The 17,301-nt window shown below is 36.9% G+C and carries 16 protein-coding genes and 1 tRNA gene; 13 read left to right on the forward strand and 4 right to left on the reverse strand.

The features are described from left to right. Nucleotides 1–52: 52 nt before the first annotated feature. Together relA and M997_RS05670 are read left to right on the forward strand one after the other, a co-directional pair. The gene (gene relA / locus M997_RS05665; protein WP_064719139.1) at nt 53–2,290 is read left to right on the forward strand and encodes a GTP diphosphokinase; all 2,238 of its coding nucleotides are present in this window, start codon (nt 53–55) and stop codon (nt 2,288–2,290) included. A gap of 149 nt (nt 2,291–2,439) precedes the next feature. After that, nucleotides 2,440–2,778, forward strand: coding sequence for a colicin E1 family microcin immunity protein (locus M997_RS05670; protein WP_082918392.1), 339 nt, complete (start codon nt 2,440–2,442; stop codon nt 2,776–2,778). 23 nt (nt 2,779–2,801) lie between these two features. On the opposite strand, the gene M997_RS05675 is transcribed toward M997_RS05670, so the two are convergent. Next, the gene (locus tag M997_RS05675) at nt 2,802–4,076 is read right to left on the reverse strand and encodes a colicin-like pore-forming protein (protein ID WP_064719140.1); all 1,275 of its coding nucleotides are present in this window, start codon (nt 4,074–4,076) and stop codon (nt 2,802–2,804) included. Nucleotides 4,077–4,320: 244 nt separating this feature from the next. Here M997_RS05675 and mazG point away from each other — a divergent pair, with 244 nt between their 5' ends. From mazG to M997_RS05695, 4 genes are all read left to right on the forward strand, one after another. Further along, nucleotides 4,321–5,118: a nucleoside triphosphate pyrophosphohydrolase gene (gene mazG, locus M997_RS05680; RefSeq protein ID WP_064719141.1), complete on the forward strand. Its 798-nt coding sequence runs from the start codon at nt 4,321–4,323 to the stop codon at nt 5,116–5,118. Between the two features lie 510 nt (nt 5,119–5,628). Beyond that, a complete protein-coding gene (gene pyrG / locus M997_RS05685; RefSeq protein WP_064719142.1) occupies nt 5,629–7,266 on the forward strand; it encodes a glutamine hydrolyzing CTP synthase in 1,638 nt (545 codons plus the stop codon). Nucleotides 7,267–7,328: 62 nt separating this feature from the next. After that, nucleotides 7,329–8,630: a phosphopyruvate hydratase gene (eno, locus tag M997_RS05690; RefSeq protein ID WP_064719143.1), complete on the forward strand. Its 1,302-nt coding sequence runs from the start codon at nt 7,329–7,331 to the stop codon at nt 8,628–8,630. A 331-nt stretch (nt 8,631–8,961) separates the two neighbouring features. Beyond that, a complete protein-coding gene (locus M997_RS05695; RefSeq protein WP_064719144.1) occupies nt 8,962–10,344 on the forward strand; it encodes an SLC13 family permease in 1,383 nt (460 codons plus the stop codon). A 236-nt stretch (nt 10,345–10,580) separates the two neighbouring features. On the opposite strand, the gene mltD is transcribed toward M997_RS05695, so the two are convergent. After that, entirely contained in the window at nt 10,581–11,912 is a 1,332-nt protein-coding gene (gene mltD / locus M997_RS05700; protein WP_064719145.1) for a murein transglycosylase D, read from the reverse strand. 75 nt (nt 11,913–11,987) lie between these two features. Beyond that, nucleotides 11,988–12,743 carry a hydroxyacylglutathione hydrolase gene (gloB, locus tag M997_RS05705; RefSeq protein ID WP_064719146.1) on the reverse strand — a complete coding sequence of 252 codons (756 nt, stop codon included), beginning with the start codon at nt 12,741–12,743 and terminating at the stop codon, nt 11,988–11,990. 37 nt (nt 12,744–12,780) lie between these two features. Here gloB and M997_RS05710 point away from each other — a divergent pair, with 37 nt between their 5' ends. Next, nucleotides 12,781–13,494, forward strand: a complete 714-nt coding sequence (locus M997_RS05710) for a class I SAM-dependent methyltransferase (protein WP_064719147.1) — start codon at nt 12,781–12,783, stop codon at nt 13,492–13,494. A gap of 17 nt (nt 13,495–13,511) precedes the next feature. Here M997_RS05710 and rnhA read toward each other — a convergent pair whose 3' ends face one another. Beyond that, nucleotides 13,512–13,997: a ribonuclease HI gene (rnhA, locus tag M997_RS05715; protein ID WP_064719148.1), complete on the reverse strand. Its 486-nt coding sequence runs from the start codon at nt 13,995–13,997 to the stop codon at nt 13,512–13,514. Nucleotides 13,998–14,061: 64 nt separating this feature from the next. Here rnhA and dnaQ point away from each other — a divergent pair, with 64 nt between their 5' ends. From dnaQ to M997_RS05745, 6 genes are all read left to right on the forward strand, one after another. Next, the gene (dnaQ, locus tag M997_RS05720) at nt 14,062–14,814 is read left to right on the forward strand and encodes a DNA polymerase III subunit epsilon (protein ID WP_064719149.1); all 753 of its coding nucleotides are present in this window, start codon (nt 14,062–14,064) and stop codon (nt 14,812–14,814) included. A gap of 123 nt (nt 14,815–14,937) precedes the next feature. Continuing rightward, a tRNA-Asp gene (locus M997_RS05725) sits at nt 14,938–15,014 on the forward strand. Between the two features lie 176 nt (nt 15,015–15,190). Next, nucleotides 15,191–15,577, forward strand: a complete 387-nt coding sequence (locus M997_RS05730; RefSeq protein ID WP_064719150.1) for an immunity 22 family protein — start codon at nt 15,191–15,193, stop codon at nt 15,575–15,577. Between the two features lie 3 nt (nt 15,578–15,580). After that, the gene (locus M997_RS05735) at nt 15,581–15,910 is read left to right on the forward strand and encodes a hypothetical protein (protein WP_064719151.1); all 330 of its coding nucleotides are present in this window, start codon (nt 15,581–15,583) and stop codon (nt 15,908–15,910) included. Between the two features lie 23 nt (nt 15,911–15,933). Continuing rightward, nucleotides 15,934–16,482: a hypothetical protein gene (locus M997_RS05740; RefSeq protein WP_064719152.1), complete on the forward strand. Its 549-nt coding sequence runs from the start codon at nt 15,934–15,936 to the stop codon at nt 16,480–16,482. A gap of 166 nt (nt 16,483–16,648) precedes the next feature. Next, nucleotides 16,649–17,101, forward strand: a complete 453-nt coding sequence (locus tag M997_RS05745) for a hypothetical protein (RefSeq protein WP_156510808.1) — start codon at nt 16,649–16,651, stop codon at nt 17,099–17,101. Nucleotides 17,102–17,301 lie beyond the last annotated feature (200 nt).

Here is a 17,301-nt window from a genome sequence, read left to right on the forward strand (position 1 = left end):
CCTCGTTAGCAAATAAGTCGCAAATAAGATTTATATCGGGTAGGGAGAGAATATGGTTGCAGTTAGAAGTGCTCACTTAACTCCTGCGGGAGAGTTTGCCGTTGATAAATGGGTAGATAGTTTGAATTTAACCCATGCCAACGCAGGTAGTGAAATCATGCAAACCTGGGAATATTGTCATCGCACAGTTCAGGGGCATGAAGATGCTCAATTGCTGCTATGGCGTGGTGTTGAAATGGTTGAGCTTCTTTCGACACTGAGCATGGATAAAGACAGTATGAGGGCTGCGCTTCTTTTCCCTCTTGCCGAAGTAAATCTTATTGATCAGGACATTATTACTGAACATTTTGGTGACGCGATTTGGAGTTTAGTCCGCGGTGTTATGGAAATGGACGCAATACGTCAACTCAAAGCCGCTCATACTAATGAGATGAGTTCGGTACAAGTCGATAATGTTCGTCGCATGCTGTTATCGATGGTAGAAGATTTTCGTTGTGTGGTTATCAAGATTTCTGAACGTATCGCCCATTTACGTGAAGTAAAAGATGCCACAGAAGATGAACGCGTTCTCGCGGCTAAAGAGTGTTTTAATATTTATGCCCCCTTAGCCAATCGATTGGGTATTGGGCAGTTAAAATGGGAATTAGAAGATTTTTGTTTCCGTTATCTTCATCCTGATGAATATAAAAAAATAGCCAAATTACTTCATGAGCGCCGTATTGATCGTGAGCAGTATATTGATAATTTTGTCAGTACGGTTCGTGGCTATATGAAGCAAGAAAATATTGAAGTTGATATCTATGGACGTCCCAAACACATCTATAGTATTTGGCGCAAAATGAAGAAAAAGAATCTCGCATTTGATGAATTGTTTGATGTGAGAGCCGTGCGGATTGTGGTTGAACGATTACAAGACTGTTATGCCGCATTAGGCATTGTGCATACGCATTATCGTCATTTACCTGATGAATTTGATGACTATGTTGCCAACCCTAAACCTAATGGTTACCAATCGATTCATACGGTGGTATTAGGCCCTGAAGGTAAAACCTTAGAAATTCAGATACGTACTCGCCAAATGCATGAAGATGCAGAATTAGGCGTTGCGGCTCACTGGAAATATAAAGAAGGTGCAACAGGTGCTGCAACGAAAGGTGGCACAGGAAGTTATGAAAATCGCATTGCTTGGTTACGTAAACTGATTGCATGGCAAGAAGAGATGGCGGATTCAGGCGAAATGCTCGATGAAGTTCGTAGCCAGGTCTTTGATGATCGTGTGTATGTGTTTACGCCAAAAGGTGATGTTATCGATTTACCTGCGGGCTCAACACCGCTTGATTTTGCTTATCATATTCATAGTGATGTTGGTCATCGCTGTATTGGTGCCAAAATAGGTGGTCGGATTGTTCCATTTAGTTATCAATTACAAATGGGCGATCAAATTGAAGTTATTACGCAAAAGCATCCTAATCCAAGTCGTGATTGGCTGAATCCAAACTTGGGTTATGTGACGACAAGCCGTGGCCGTGCAAAAATTCATAATTGGTTCCGTAAACAAGATAGAGATAAAAATATTCTCGCTGGACGCCAAATTCTAGACAATGAATTGGCTCATCTTGATATCAATATGAAAGAAGCAGAAAAACTGCTGATTGCGCGTTATAACGTTCATAGTGTTGATGAAGTTTTAGCGGGTATTGGTATTGGTGATATTCGCATTAATCAATTAGTAAACTTTATTCAAAGTAGATTGAATAAAGCAACAGCAGAAGATGAAGATAAAGAAGCACTTCGCTCTTTAGAAAATAAAGTACCAGCGCCAAGAACCACAGGCTCTGGGGGCAGTATTGTTGTTGAGGGTGTCGGTAATTTAATGCACCATATTGCGCGTTGTTGCCAACCTATTCCTGGCGATAATATTACTGGTTTTATTACTAAAGGCCGAGGTATTTCAATTCACCGCTCAGATTGCGAACAATTAGCTGAATTACTTTCTCATGCCCCTGAGCGTATTGTTGATGCGGTATGGGGTGAAAATTACTCCAGTGGTTATTCGCTGGTGGTACGTGTTGTAGCGAATGACCGTAGTGGGTTATTACGTGATATCACCACGATTTTAGCAAATGAAAAAGTTAACGTACTTGGTGTAAGCAGTCGTAGTGATGTGAAACAACAGCTGGCAACTATCGATATGAATATTGAGATTTATAATCTTCAAGTATTAGGTCGTATTCTTGCTAAGCTAAATCAATTACCTGATGTGATAGAAGCGAAACGCTTTTCTCACTAAAACATTAAAATGATAAGATGCCGAGACAACTGTTCTCGGTATTTTTTTATCTAAAAATCAGAAAATCTGTATATTTAGTTAGTAATTTAATTGCTAGGGTTTATTTAAAATAAATATGGTTTTAAATAAAAGAGATCTCGTAGATAAATATGAAGATAACTAAACAATATTATATTAAGAATATGTGTTGGGGATGGTTTATTGGCGCTCTATTTTTATACTCTTGCTTAGAGTATGAGTTGAAGTATGAAAGTCTAATATTGTTAATTAGTATTTCTGGTATTGGATTATATCCGTTGGCTAAATGGGGAATTGAATATTTTTTTCTTCAATTTACTACTAGAGAATTTTGGAATCGAGGACTATTTTTAGATACAGCTGGTAAAGCTGGTGGTTTAGCTTTATATAGTTTCATCGTGTTTTTATTATCTATACCAATTACAATAATTTTTATATTATTTGTGTTAGTGAAAAGGTTGTTCCTCTAAATAAACAACCTTTAAAGTATTAATTAAATACCAATCAAATTATTGGCTTTTTCAATTAAGTCGTTATCAATCAATGCTCCAATGCTTGCTATAAGCAATCCATATCCGAATATCCCTATGGGACCACCTAGAAGTACACTAAATGTAAATCCTGCTACAGATGTAGCCGCCATTCCTACAAATATAGTCTCTGCTTTAACAAAAAATGGACGCCAATTATCTGTTTCTGTTGCTTTTATTAACTCTATCGATAGATCTTTGACGTCAAGAGCTTTACTCACAAAAAACATACCTTTACTAAAATTTTTTAATTTTTGAGCTATATCATCGAGTTTGATCGATTCCAATGCAGTTGCAATAGCTTTACGATCTTTGGCATTAATTCTTCTATTGATATCCGCTTTGTATTTTTCGTAAGCTTTTAGTGCATCATCAACGTTACGGATGGTTTTTCCTCTGGCTTGTTGTGCTAAAGACTCCGCTAATTTTCTTGCTTTATCACCATAAGCATTAAACACTTCTTTATAAAAATCAGCCGTAAACTTTATTGAATCATGTAACTGATTAAAATCATTATCTATTTGTTCTTTTTTATTTGCTTGCTGCGCTAAAATATCGGCAATTTGGAAATTGCGATGTGTAAACGTCATTTTATTATGAAAATCCTGACATGCAGACTTAAAATCTTGCTCTCTAATGTGTTTTTGCATCTCTGGAAAATTATTTATATTATCTGCACCGTTATCTGCATATAAGGCATGTAAAGCTAATCGTACTGAGGGTAACCAGCGGGAATATTCCCCAAATTTTTCACCTATATTTTGTAACATAGGGTCTGGATGAGGACTAAAATGAATATCAAAAAGAAAACCATTTATATAGTTCATTTTTTGGTAAAACATTCTACTTAGATTCAGGTCTGCTTCAAATATACGACCTATATTTTCATTATTTAATGGAATATTATTTTCTTCCATATTTAATAATAGCAATGGAGAACTTTCATTAAACTCGTTTGATCTATGCATTAAAGCACGGCCATAGGGTTGCATTCTTAATGCTTTTTTTAATGCTAATTCGGTTTTCTGTTTTAAGTAAGATTTACATTCATTTTTAAACTCAGGGCAATTTTTCTTTCCGCAAACAGGGCATTCTTGATTTTTATCCTGCATAAAAGTATTGCAAATTATATTTGTTGCTTGATTAAATGAGAAGTTATTATTAAACGCATATTCAGGAATATAACTGTTATGTGGCGTTACAGTTAATGAACTAAATTGAATTATATTTTCACTCATTTTATTAATCCTTTGATAAAAATGACGTATTTATGCGGAGTTGAAAAGTGGGTTTATAGCGAGGAGTATATTTGTAAATAACAACTTCATGGTTCTATTTAAAATGTCATTATTCTTTCACAAAAGTTATTTTTAAGATCTTAAGCTTGAAATGATAAGATACCGAGACAACTGTTCTCGGCATTTTTTTATCTAAAAATGGGTTAAACAGAATAAAGCTAACACTTATTTAAAAGGCAATGTGATGTCAGAAAATCGTGAAATTTTTCGTTTATTAGAAATAATGACGCAGCTACGTGATCCTAATACTGGATGTGAATGGGATAAAGTGCAGACTTTTGACACTATTGCACCTTATACATTAGAAGAAACCTATGAAGTATTAGATGCCATTATACGTAAAGATTTTGCTGATTTAAAAGAAGAGTTAGGCGATTTACTTTATCAAGTCGTTTTTTATTCACGAATGGCACAAGAGCAAAGTTTATTTGATTTTAATGATGTCTGCGAAGCCATTAGCAATAAATTAGAACGTCGCCATCCTCATATTTTTGCATCTGAAAGTGGCAATAATTTAGTCCCAGAAAAACATCGTTGGGAAAAGCTCAAAGCTCAAGAGCGTGAAGCCAAAGCTCAATTTTCATTGTTAGATGATATTCCTGCTACGTTACCCGCATTAATGAAAGCAGAAAAAATTCAAAAGCGTTGTGCTACTGTAGGTTTTGATTGGAGTGAATTAGAGCCTGTATTAGGTAAAGTTTATGAAGAAATTGATGAGGTAATGGCTGAGGTGAAAAATAATCCTCGTGATGAATCTCGTATAGAAGATGAGTTAGGTGATTTACTTTTTTCTGTGGTTAATTTAGCTCGTCATTTAAAACAAAAACCAGAGCAAGCATTAAACCGAGCTTGCCGTAAGTTTGAACAACGCTTTCGTTTTGTTGAAAAAAATTTAGCAGAGCAAGGGAGAGGCATAGAAAATGCGACGTTGGAAGAGATGGAGATCAGTTGGCAGCAAGCTAAAGAACAACAAATTGAGTGAGTTCTGACACGCAAATTTGCCTCGATGTGACATTAAATGCGGTAAATTTCTTGTGATAAAACGCCTTTTTAAACTTGTGGTTATAAAAAGTTATAAAAAACGAAATTATAAAATGTAATTTCGTTTTTTGTTTTTGTATAAGGTAATATTTTTATATTGCATTAGTTTACATAAAATATGTGACTTGCATCAAAAAAATTAAACACATGATCCGAAACAAAAGATCTCGCTATAAACCTGCTACACTTAATACTATGAAAAAAATAAAGCATCTATTCAGCAAAAGTGATATCTTAGCTGAAAGGATTAAGCTAAAATAGCTGAGAAATATTTTCATGGGTTTAGTTTATTGAATTTTTACTGTTTTTTCGTGTTTAAACGGATAAGTGGCGTGATGAAAAAGAACTTTATACTACTAAGAATGTTTGTAGCGAAAATAAGGTTCGGGTATACTGTGTTCCCGTCCAGTTATATCCATCATCCTAATACACCTAAACTTTCAGGTTCAGCATGAAAACGAATTATATTTTTGTGACCGGCGGGGTCGTATCCTCTCTGGGTAAAGGCATTGCCGCAGCCTCTTTGGCGGCTATACTCGAAGCCCGTGGACTCAATGTCACCATGATGAAGTTGGATCCGTACATTAATGTCGATCCAGGTACAATGAGCCCAATTCAGCACGGGGAAGTCTTCGTCACTGACGATGGAGCTGAAACGGATCTCGACTTAGGGCACTATGAGCGCTTTATTCGCACTAAAATGACGCGTCGTAATAACTTTACGACAGGGCGCGTGTACTCTGAAGTATTACGCAAAGAGCGTCGTGGTGACTACCTAGGTGCCACAATTCAAGTTATCCCTCACATCACTAATGAAATTAAAGAACGTATTATCCGCGGCGGTGAAGGCCATGATGTGGTTTTAGTCGAAGTCGGCGGAACAGTTGGTGATATCGAATCTTTACCATTCTTAGAAGCTATTCGCCAAATGGCCGCGGAAGTAGGTCGTGAACATACGTTCTACCTACATTTAACGTTGGTGCCTTATTTAGCGGCTTCCGGTGAAGTAAAAACTAAACCTACTCAGCACTCAGTAAAAGAATTACTTTCTATTGGTATTCAGCCAGATGCGCTGATTTGCCGCTCAGACCGCGTTATTCCGGCTAACGAACGTGCAAAAATCGCACTGTTTTGTAATGTGCCAGAAAAAGCGGTTATCTCATTAAAAGATGTCGATTCCATTTATAAAATCCCTTCTCTCTTGAAATCGCAGGGATTAGATGATTATATCTGTAAACGATTCAGCTTAGATTGTCCTGTCGCAAATCTTGCAGAATGGGAACAAGTTATTTTTGAAGAAGCGAATCCTGAAGGTGAAGTCACCATTGGTATGGTGGGTAAATATGTTGAATTACCAGACGCCTATAAATCAGTGATTGAAGCACTAAAACATGGTGGATTCAAAAGCCGTGTAGCTGTAAATATTAAACTAATTGATGCGCAAGATGTTGAAACTCGTGGCATTGAAATGCTCAAAGGGTTAGATGCAATCTTAGTACCTGGTGGTTTTGGTGAGCGTGGTGTTGAGGGCAAAATTATGGCTGCTCAATATGCTCGCGAAAATAAAATCCCTTACTTAGGTATTTGCTTAGGTATGCAGGTCGCAATGATTGAATTTGCACGTAATGTTGCAAATATGGAAGACGCGAACTCAACAGAATTTGCACCAGACTGCAAATACCCTGTTATTGCGCTGATTACAGAATGGCGTGATGAAAACGGTAATCTGGAAGTCCGCTCAGATTCAAGTGATTTAGGCGGTACGATGCGCCTTGGTGCTCAACCTTGCCATTTAAGTGGTGACAGCTTAGTGCGTACACTTTATGGCAGAAACACCATTACAGAGCGTCATCGTCATCGTTATGAAGTGAATAATCTGCTGTTAAAACGTATCGAAGATGCGGGTTTACGCATCGCGGGGCGTTCAGTAGATAACAAACTGGTGGAAATTATTGAAAACCCAAATCATCCTTGGTTTGTCGCTTGTCAATTCCACCCTGAGTTTACCTCAACGCCACGTGACGGCCATCCGTTATTTGCTGGCTTTGTGAAAGCAGCCTTTGATAACCAAAGAGGCTTGCTAAAATAGAATATATGAGAAGAGATAGGGTATCTTTTCTCGGAAATTTAACTTGTACAGAGGAAAACCGAATGTCCAAAATCGTTAAAGTACTTGGTCGTGAAATTATCGATTCTCGTGGCAACCCAACAGTTGAAGCGGAAGTTCACTTAGAAGGTGGTTTCGTTGGTATGGCGGCTGCACCATCAGGCGCATCAACAGGTTCTCGTGAAGCTTTAGAATTACGTGATGGCGACAAATCTCGCTTCCTAGGTAAAGGTGTTCTGAAAGCAGTTTCTGCTGTTAACGGTCCAATCGCTAAAGCGTTGATCGGTCAGGATGCAAAAGACCAAGCTAATATCGATAAAATTATGATCGATTTAGACGGTACTGAAAACAAATCCAACTTTGGTGCAAACGCAATCCTAGCGGTTTCTTTAGCAAACGCAAAAGCAGCCGCTGCAGCGAAAGGTATGCCTTTGTACGAGCACATTTCTGATCTGAATGGTACTCACGGTCAATATTCTATGCCTCTGCCAATGATGAACATCATCAATGGTGGCGAGCATGCAGATAACAACGTTGATATCCAAGAATTCATGATCCAACCAGTAGGCGCACCTTCTCTGAAAGAAGCCGTTCGTATGGGTTCAGAAATTTTCCATCATTTAGCGAAAGTTCTGAAATCTAAAGGTATGAACACTGCAGTTGGTGATGAAGGTGGTTATGCACCTAACTTAGAATCTAATGCTGCTGCATTAGCTGCGATCAAAGAAGCAGTTGAAAAAGCAGGTTACGTTTTAGGTAAAGACGTTACTCTGGCTATGGACTGTGCAGCTTCTGAGTTCTACAACAATGAAACAGGTAACTACGAGCTGAAAGGCGAAGGTAAAACCTTCACTTCACAAGAGTTCACTCATTACTTAGAAGAACTGACTAAGCAATATCCTATCGTTTCTATCGAAGATGGTTTAAACGAATCAGACTGGGATGGTTTTGCATACCAAACTAAAGTTCTTGGCGACAAAATCCAACTGGTTGGTGACGACCTGTTTGTAACTAACACCAAGATCCTGAAAGAAGGTATTGATAAAGGCATTGCTAACTCAATCCTGATCAAATTCAACCAAATCGGTTCACTGACAGAAACTCTGGCAGCGATCAAAATGGCGAAAGATGCAGGTTATACTGCTGTTATCTCTCACCGTTCAGGCGAAACAGAAGATGCAACTATTGCTGATTTAGCAGTAGGTACAGCAGCAGGTCAAATCAAAACAGGTTCTATGAGCCGTTCTGACCGTGTTGCTAAGTACAACCAACTTATCCGCATTGAAGAAGCATTAGGTAGCAAAGCGCCTTTCAATGGTCTGAAAGAAGTTAAAGGTCAAGCATAATTGCTCCTTTGATTAATTTCTCTAATTAATTATTAATGGGTGGACCTTGTGTTCACCCATTTTTTTGTCTGTTTTTTGCGTATTTCATAATAAAAAAAGAAATATTCCTCATTAACTGTCGTCGAAAAGTGTGATGGGTAAGTGAAAATAGTGTTCAATTATTACTCTTTTATTAATAAATCGATTAATTGTCGTGGATGAGATCCCAATTATTGGTTTTGCGCATTTTCAATGGCGTGAAATGTTTTTATATTTCACATATAACCTATTTTGTTAACAATTATGGCTTAATGAACCTAATGTTCATATCAGCTAATGTGGAGTATTAATCATGGACGCGTCCAATTTAGCCCCATCGGCGAAATCAAGCCCGATAAACAAACGAGGGTTAATTATTCTGGCAATTGATATTGTCATATTACTCTTGTTGTTAGAGTTTTTACCTTATGATCCTAAAGCTAATGCTGGTTTAGCATTAATGGTATTTGTTGGTGTGCTATGGCTGACAGAAGCTGTTCACGTAACAATTACGGCATTATTCATCCCTATACTAGCTGTTGTTATGGGGCTAATGAATACAAATGAATCATTAAAATCATTTGCGAATCCTATTATTTTCTTATTTTTTGGTGGATTTGCATTAGCTACAGCATTACATATACAGGGGCTTGATCGCTTAATTGCTAACCGTTTATTGATGATTGCGAAAGGTAAATTATCAGTCGCTGTGTTGTTGTTATTTGGCGTTACCGCACTGCTCTCGATGTGGATAAGTAATACTGCAACCGCAGCAATGATGCTGCCACTAGTATTGGGTATTTTATCTAACTTGGATATTCGCTCAGAGCGCAATACCTTTGTTTTTGTTCTACTGGGCGTCGCTTATAGTGCTAGTATTGGTGGTTTGGGTACATTGGTTGGTAGCCCCCCTAATGCCATTGCTGCGGCTCAACTCAATTTAGATTTTATTACATGGATGAAGTACGGCGTTCCAATTATGTTAGTGCTGTTACCCGTCATGTTTATCGTGATGTATTTGATGTTACGTCCCAACTTAAAGCACAAATTTGATTTGAAATTAGAAGTATTAGAGTGGAATAAAAAACGCGTTATTACCATGATTATCTTCTTAGTGACTGTTTTTTGCTGGATTTTCAGCTCTTTTATCAGTAGTGCTTTCGGTGGAGTAAAAGATCTTGATACTGTCATTGCAGTGAGTGCGGCAATTGTTATCGGTGTAACGGGTGTTGCTAGCTGGAGTCAAATCCAAGAAAACACAGAGTGGGGCGTATTGATGCTGTTTGGTGGTGGTTTAACACTAAGCGCAATTTTACAGTCTTCTGGTGCAAGCCTCGTTATGGCTGACTTTATGAAAGATACCTTTGGTAATAGCCATTGGTTTGTGATTATTCTGGCAGTAACAACCTTTATTATTGTGTTAACAGAATTCACCAGTAATACAGCCAGTGCGGCATTATTAGTACCAATCTTTGCAACGGTCGCTCAAGCATTAGGAATGCCTGTTATGGCATTAACCATGATTATTGGTATCGGTGCTTCTTGTGCCTTTATGTTACCTGTTGCAACACCACCAAATGCGATAGTCTTTGGTTCTGGATATATAAAACAGATAGAAATGGTCAGAGTGGGTGGGGTGCTTAACCTTGTCTGTATCTTAATTATTTCTCTCTTTGCTTGGTTCTTCTGGTTATAACTTATTAATATAACCAAGTAAAAGGCTAGAAAAGGCGCTTGATAGTAATATCAGGCGTTTTTTTATTGCGATTTTTATGTCGATAGATATTTAAAAAATGACAATTTTTAGTATGAAAAAATCAAAAGAGTAATAAATAGAGAGCAACAAAAAAGCCATCTATGCACAACCATTAAGGCATTAAGCAGATAGATGGCTTTTAAATCAGCACTAAGAAGCGCAGAAAATTATGCTCACTATTTAATATAGAGCGTTAACTGAGTCCCTGGTTTTAACATTTTAATATCAGAGTTCCAGCTCATTAACTGCTTAAGGTTAATACCATGACGACGTGCAATGCTGTAATAAGAGTCACCTTGACGCACTTTATAGTAACTTGGTGATGGTTTATTCGGTTTGCTTATAGTTGCATGGCGGGTGCTATTAGCATTGTGAATTTTTAATGTTTGACCTACCAGCAAGGTGCTTTTGGCTCCTAAGCCATTAATACGCTGTAACTCTTTTATACTCATATTGTAGCGGCTAGCAATGGCATAAAAAGAGTCGCCAGAACGAACTTTATAAATACCTTCTTGCTTAATCGACTGGTTAGCTTTAGCCACAGCTAAACGGATGGTCTCAAGCACAGCTTCGTCTTCAAAGGCATTACGAAATTGATCAAGCTTATTTCTTGGCAACATAATGACATGTGGTCCATTCGGTGCCGTAATTCCTCTTTTATAACCAGGGTTATAATCTTTTACTGTGTTTATTGGTAGCTGACTTAATTCGGCAACTTTACCTAAGGTAATTTGTTCGCCAACATCAATGGTCGCCAATGCTCTATCGCGATAGTTGCTTTTGGGAAACGTAATATTTTCTTCGTTTTCACGAATAACTTTACTTAGAGCAAGAATTTTAGGCACATAATTCATGGTTTCCTTAGGTAAAGAAAGCGACCAGTAATCTGTTGGCAATTCTTTGCTTATATTGGCTTTTATTGCCTGCATAACACGGCCTTCGCCCGCATTATAAGCGGCAAGCGCAAGTGCCCAGTCGTTATCAAACATGACATAAAGCCTTTCAAGCAAATCAAGCGCTGCATTGGTTGATGCGGCAACATCACGGCGACCGTCATACCATTGATTTTGGGCTAATCCATAGTAGTTGCCAGTAATAGGAACAAATTGCCACAAGCCAGCTGCTTTAGCAGAAGAGGTAACATGAGGATTAAACGCACTTTCTACAACGGGAACGAGTGCCAACTCCATAGGTAAATCACGTTTTTTTATTTCTTCAATAATCCAATACATATAAGGTTCTGCGCGAGAGGCAACGGCCTGTATATGTTTTGGGTTATTTAAAAAATAAATTTCTTGCTGCGAGATCCTTTCATTTTCAGGGATATCCATCTTTAATTCACTTACTACATAACCCCATAAATTAGTTTTAACATCAATTTGTGGTTGATAGGAAGTTGAAGATCCTTTCGGTGTTGGCGTTATCGCAGACAAATTGGGTTTAATGTTCTCTGATTGCTGACAGCCTGCTAATAGCAATATTGAGAACAAAATCGCTTTTGTCTTCATAATAGAAAAATTCATCCTGTATGTTTTTTGAACCAGATAATACTGAGTGCGCTAAAATAAAACAACACTTAGCAATTAAAAGTTGTCTTTTAATTCTCTTAATTTTGTAAATGTCTTAATTGGCGCGTAAGTATTGGTGGTTATGCCTAAAATCCCTTGTAAATCAATATCGTCAGATTTCAGAAAAAGATTAATGTTCTTTTCACTTTTCAGTGTTATTGGCACAGTTGGTTGCAAATTCTTACGCATTTCACTAACTTGGCGAAAATAATCGGTAATAAGTGCATTTTCTGGCATGATATGGTGTGCAAAGGCCATATTAGAAAGGGTGTATTCATGAGCACAGCAAATTAATGTGTTATCAGGTAATGCACTGAGTTTTTGCAAAGAACTAAACATCTGCTGTGCTGTACCTTCAAATAAACGACCACAGCCACCAGAGAAAAGTGTATCACCACAAAATAAATAAGGTTCAGAATAATAAGAAACATGACCTAATGTATGACCCGGTGTACTAATGACATGAAAACAAAACGAATCAATAATAATTTTTTCTTGATCATGAATAATGTGGGTCGCCCCTTTATCTTGCGTTTCTTTTGGGCCAAAGACCGTAATACTCGGGTATTTTGTCACTAAATCTGCAACACCACCCACATGATCATCATGATGGTGAGTTAATAAAATAGCGACAGGAGACAGTGAACGTTGAGTGAGCATCTCAATAACGGGCTTTGCTTGTGAAGGATCAACAATCACACATTCACTATTTTCATTACTTAATAGCCAAATGTAGTTATCGGATAAAGCAGGAATTCTGATAAGCTCCATATAAGTTACCTTACTTATAAATATAAAGGGTTCAACGATGAAAGCAGCACGTTCGGTAAAACCAATGGTTATGCCTGATTCTTGGCGTAATATTCCTTGGGGTGAATACTACCGTATGGCAATAGAACTACGTTTACAGCATTGGTGGCCTAAAATGTATGGTTTTCATATGCTAAAACTAGGTCAGCTAAGTGCTGAAGTTGATACCACGTTAAGTACTGTTTCACATCAAGTTAATGTAAGCACTAATGCCACAAATGCTGATGTTATTGCATCACTAAATTATTTGCCATTTGAGAATAAATCGATAGATGTTTGTCTTATGGCTCATGTTTTGGACTATAGTGCAGATCCACATTGGTTATTGCGAGAAGCTGACCGTGTTTTAGTTGATGATGGTTGGGTAATTTTAACCAGCTTTAACCCCATAAGCCTAGTTGGGCTGGGCAAATGCACTCCTTTTTTAAGGCAGAAACAGCCTTATTGTTGTCGGATGTTTTCATTACGACGTCAAATCGACTGGCTAAGCCTTCTTAATTATGAAGTGATGACTCAGCAGAATTTCCAGATTATGCCATTTTCACGACCAATAAAACGTGATGGTAGCCGCTATCATACCGGCGGATGTCTAAATTTAATTATTGCTCGTAAAAGAACCTTTCCTTTAACACCCACCACCATGAAATTTGCATTACCTCGGTTGAGTGTAAAAGGAAGAGTCTTAGGGGCAACTCGTAATCGATCTGAATAATATAATTACTCGTTGTATTATTCTGTTGCTTTATCTTGTTGGCTTGCGATATAGCCAGCATCTTCTTTAGTGGGAGCAGCCGCGGCTTCTTTAGCTAATACATCACAACGCTCATTCTCATCATGACCCGCATGGCCTTTAACCCAACGCCATTCAATCTCATGAGGTGTGATAGCAGTATCGAGTCGTTTCCATAAATCGACATTCAATACTGGGCTTTTGTCTGCTTTACGCCATTGACGTTTTTTCCAGCTGTGGATCCATTGAGTAATACCTTGCCTTACATACTGGCTGTCTGTTGTCAGTGTAATTTTACAAGGGAATTTTAATGCTTCTAATGCTACGATAGCAGCAAGAAGTTCCATTCGGTTGTTGGTGGTCATAAAAAAACCTTCACTTAGGGTTTTTTCATGTTGTTGGTAACGTAAAATAGCACCATAACCACCGGGACCTGGGTTGCCTAAACATGAACCATCGGTGAATATTTCTACCTGCTTATGCATAAAGGCGACTTATCCTTTTTAATTATTGCGAAAACTAACCTTAAGTCTGACATAAAAACGGATTATGAGCACTCCAATCACACGACAAATTGTACTTGATACCGAAACAACCGGTATGAACAAGCTGGGCGTTCATTACGAAGGCCATAATATCATCGAAATTGGTGCCGTAGAGGTCATCAATCGTCGTTTAACAGGGCGAAATTTCCACGTTTATGTTAAACCTGAAAGGCTTGTTGATCCTGAAGCTTTTGAAGTTCATGGTATTAGCGATGAATTTCTTGAGGATATGCCTTCATTTGCTGATATTGCAGATGAATTTTTAGAATATATTCGTGGTGCAGAGCTGATTATTCATAACGCATCGTTTGATATCGGTTTTATGGACTATGAGTTTAGAAAACTTAATCGCGATATTCCTCCGACCGAAACTTTTTGCCAGATTACTGACAGCCTTGCTCTGGCTAGAAAATTATTTCCAGGTAAACGAAATAACCTTGATGCTTTATGTGATAGATATTTAATCGACAACTCCAAACGTACGCTTCATGGCGCGTTATTGGATGCTGAGATACTTTCTGATGTCTATTTAGCAATGACCGGGGGGCAGACTGCGTTAACGTTCTCTATGGAAGGTGAATCGCATGATGAACAAGAACGTAATGAAATACAGCGCATCGTTCGTCCTGAAGCGGGTTTAAGAGTGATTAAAGCTACGGCAGAAGAATTAATTGAACATGAGTCACGATTAGACTTAGTGGTGAAGAAAGGTGGCCATTGTTTATGGCGTCCAACCCCTGAAGATGGCACGGCTTGAGCATAAAAAAAGCATAAAACAAAACTCAAGCTCAAAAACTGTCCAAATGCATCATTTTGTTAGAAAAACAGTTGACGACAAGGTAAGAGATTCGTAATATTCACCTCGTCCGAAAGGATACGCGGAGCGGTAGTTCAGTTGGTTAGAATACCTGCCTGTCACGCAGGGGGTCGCGGGTTCGAGTCCCGTCCGTTCCGCCAACATTCTAAACCCCAGCATAAATGCTGGGGTTTTTGCGTTTCTCATCTCGTTAAATTCATTCTTTTCTGTTTTTCTGAAAAAATCATCTATTGCATAAGATATTTGATATCAGTATTTTAAGATTTATCATCTCTAATAAACATCACGCTCAATTTCATTTACAGAGTAATTAAATATGGAAAATAAAGTACATTTATGGATAGGAAGTAATTTTGCTTCTGATGCAGAATACTTAGATTATTTTGAATTAGATTATTTAGAGGCGGGAATTGATGATCCCAACTATAAAATTTGTGAGTTTTGTCAGGATTTGGGTATAACTTGGTATGATCATGATTTTATTGGTGTTATTCCTCGTTATCAAAATAATGTAACGCTTGATGAGATATTACTAGAGGCAGCAGTGGATGAAAGGGAATTATCTTTAGTAAAGGCAAAGTGTGAGACGTTAGGCATAGAAAGTGCGAATGCGATATTTTGGTATCAAGATCCTGAGTTATCAATAAGTGAAAATAAAAGTTATAACAATCTGAAGTATATTGGTTTATTTAATGGAGATTAACTTATGAATACGGAATTTCGTGTACGTTTAAATCTATTATCCGAAGAATTAGAGAGTTTCTATTTTCAGGGATTTGTTACTGAAGATGATGAATATAGAAAAAACAAAGAAATAAAACAAAAAATTGTTCAATTTATTCTGGAAATGAAAAAGCATCATGAACAGTCACTAATTGATGATGCATTTACTCTGTTATTTCACCATACAGGGTGTCATATAGATTGTGAGATATTAGATGAGATAATGTCTCCAGTTATTGAACAAAATATCATTACATTAGAATTGATTGATAAAAATCTGAAAGAGAATTCTCCTATGGCACGGTGGTTTTAAATCCGCCTCACTAAGGAAAAATGATGATGTTCTATCAATTCGATTTTATTAAAAATACTCAAGGTGCTCTTGTTGATGTAAAAGATACAAAAGGTAGGTTATTTTCATATTTTATACTCAATGAAGGTGGCAATAAATTTCTTAAATACACAAAGCCTTACGGTGAGGCACAAGAAGAAATTACATTAAATAATTTGCGTTTTGCAGATTATTTACCTTTAAATATTGGTATTCCTGTTTTTTCTAAAAGAGTAATAGAGGCATTAAAAAAAGAAGTTATTAATGAAATTTATTCATATGAATGCGTGGTGAATTGCGAAGGGCAAGAGCATACTTTTTATATGTGCTTTATTAATAAATATTTAGACCTTATTGATATTGAAAAATCTGATTTTAGTGTGTTATCAGATGGTAGCCCAATACTATCAAAAGCTATTTATAAAAAAGATAATCAAGGTGATTTCTATCTTGCCAGAGATAAACAATTTAAAACGAGATTAGTTGCTTCTAAAAAATTTGTTGATTTTTGTTTGTTAAATAAATTTCATATCGATTTTACACCAGCCACATGAATATCATAACCATATAATTATATAATAAAAATTATAAATTGGTTATGATTGAAATATATAAAGAGCTATAAAAAAATATTAAGCGATTATTTCAGTTAGTGCTTGAACATTTAAAAAATTAATTAAAATGGAATGGCCCAGAGTAAATTTATTGAGCCGATTAATGATGACAATTTTTGAAGATACCCAACAGAAGATACAGAATACTGTTTTTTTCTCTAATCTGGGGAAAGCAGATTTAGATGATAATAATCTTATTCAATTTGCAAGTCTTGAAAGCTTACTTTTTTCTTCATTAAATTTTATTTGGTTGCCGACTTCTCTGACTCAAGAGGATCCTTTTTATCACAAGCAAATTAATCCTAAAGTTTTGATAGAACAGCGCTTGAAAATCACAAAAATGATTACACAGCAAATTAAAGTAATGCCAGATGAAAGGTTTAAGTATAAAGCTCATGATTTTAACTTAGCTGCCAAAAATGCATTGTGTTATGCCTTTAGGCAGTATTTAACAGAAGTTCACTTTAACCTTGGGATGCAGTGGCAAGAGATTGTTGAGCTTTATTTTAAAGGGCATTGGGTTGTTGGTGTGTCACAAGAAAAGCTCGTTGTGATTTAAATTTTTATTTTTATTTGTAATGCTGATATTTTTATTACCTCTATTTTTAGCGATGATTAATAACATAACTGTTACTCAATTGTGGCTACAGCATTATATTTTTTGCATACATACAATTAGCATACATGTAATCAGATAATTTTTATTAGGTTATTAGATCCATTGGTGTAATAAAACTAGCTTTTCCCTCTTTTTATTTC

This window comes from Proteus hauseri ATCC 700826, from assembly GCF_001654965.1.
In the GTDB taxonomy this organism is placed as follows: Bacteria; Pseudomonadota; Gammaproteobacteria; order Enterobacterales; family Enterobacteriaceae; genus Proteus; species Proteus hauseri.

What these genes read in the sequence shown, in the direction of transcription:
- relA (WP_064719139.1), top strand. Translation starts at nt 53, where the DNA reads ATGGTTGCAGTTAGAAGTGCTCACTTAACTCCTGCGGGAGAGTTTGCC.
- M997_RS05670 (WP_082918392.1), top strand. Translation starts at nt 2,440, where the DNA reads ATGAAGATAACTAAACAATATTATATTAAGAATATGTGTTGGGGATGG.
- M997_RS05675 (WP_064719140.1), bottom strand. Translation starts at nt 4,076, where the DNA reads ATGAGTGAAAATATAATTCAATTTAGTTCATTAACTGTAACGCCACAT.
- mazG (WP_064719141.1), top strand. Translation starts at nt 4,321, where the DNA reads ATGTCAGAAAATCGTGAAATTTTTCGTTTATTAGAAATAATGACGCAG.
- pyrG (WP_064719142.1), top strand. Translation starts at nt 5,629, where the DNA reads ATGAAAACGAATTATATTTTTGTGACCGGCGGGGTCGTATCCTCTCTG.
- eno (WP_064719143.1), top strand. Translation starts at nt 7,329, where the DNA reads ATGTCCAAAATCGTTAAAGTACTTGGTCGTGAAATTATCGATTCTCGT.
- M997_RS05695 (WP_064719144.1), top strand. Translation starts at nt 8,962, where the DNA reads ATGGACGCGTCCAATTTAGCCCCATCGGCGAAATCAAGCCCGATAAAC.
- mltD (WP_064719145.1), bottom strand. Translation starts at nt 11,912, where the DNA reads ATGAAGACAAAAGCGATTTTGTTCTCAATATTGCTATTAGCAGGCTGT.
- gloB (WP_064719146.1), bottom strand. Translation starts at nt 12,743, where the DNA reads ATGGAGCTTATCAGAATTCCTGCTTTATCCGATAACTACATTTGGCTA.
- M997_RS05710 (WP_064719147.1), top strand. Translation starts at nt 12,781, where the DNA reads ATGAAAGCAGCACGTTCGGTAAAACCAATGGTTATGCCTGATTCTTGG.
- rnhA (WP_064719148.1), bottom strand. Translation starts at nt 13,997, where the DNA reads ATGCATAAGCAGGTAGAAATATTCACCGATGGTTCATGTTTAGGCAAC.
- dnaQ (WP_064719149.1), top strand. Translation starts at nt 14,062, where the DNA reads ATGAGCACTCCAATCACACGACAAATTGTACTTGATACCGAAACAACC.
- M997_RS05730 (WP_064719150.1), top strand. Translation starts at nt 15,191, where the DNA reads ATGGAAAATAAAGTACATTTATGGATAGGAAGTAATTTTGCTTCTGAT.
- M997_RS05735 (WP_064719151.1), top strand. Translation starts at nt 15,581, where the DNA reads ATGAATACGGAATTTCGTGTACGTTTAAATCTATTATCCGAAGAATTA.
- M997_RS05740 (WP_064719152.1), top strand. Translation starts at nt 15,934, where the DNA reads ATGATGTTCTATCAATTCGATTTTATTAAAAATACTCAAGGTGCTCTT.
- M997_RS05745 (WP_156510808.1), top strand. Translation starts at nt 16,649, where the DNA reads ATGACAATTTTTGAAGATACCCAACAGAAGATACAGAATACTGTTTTT.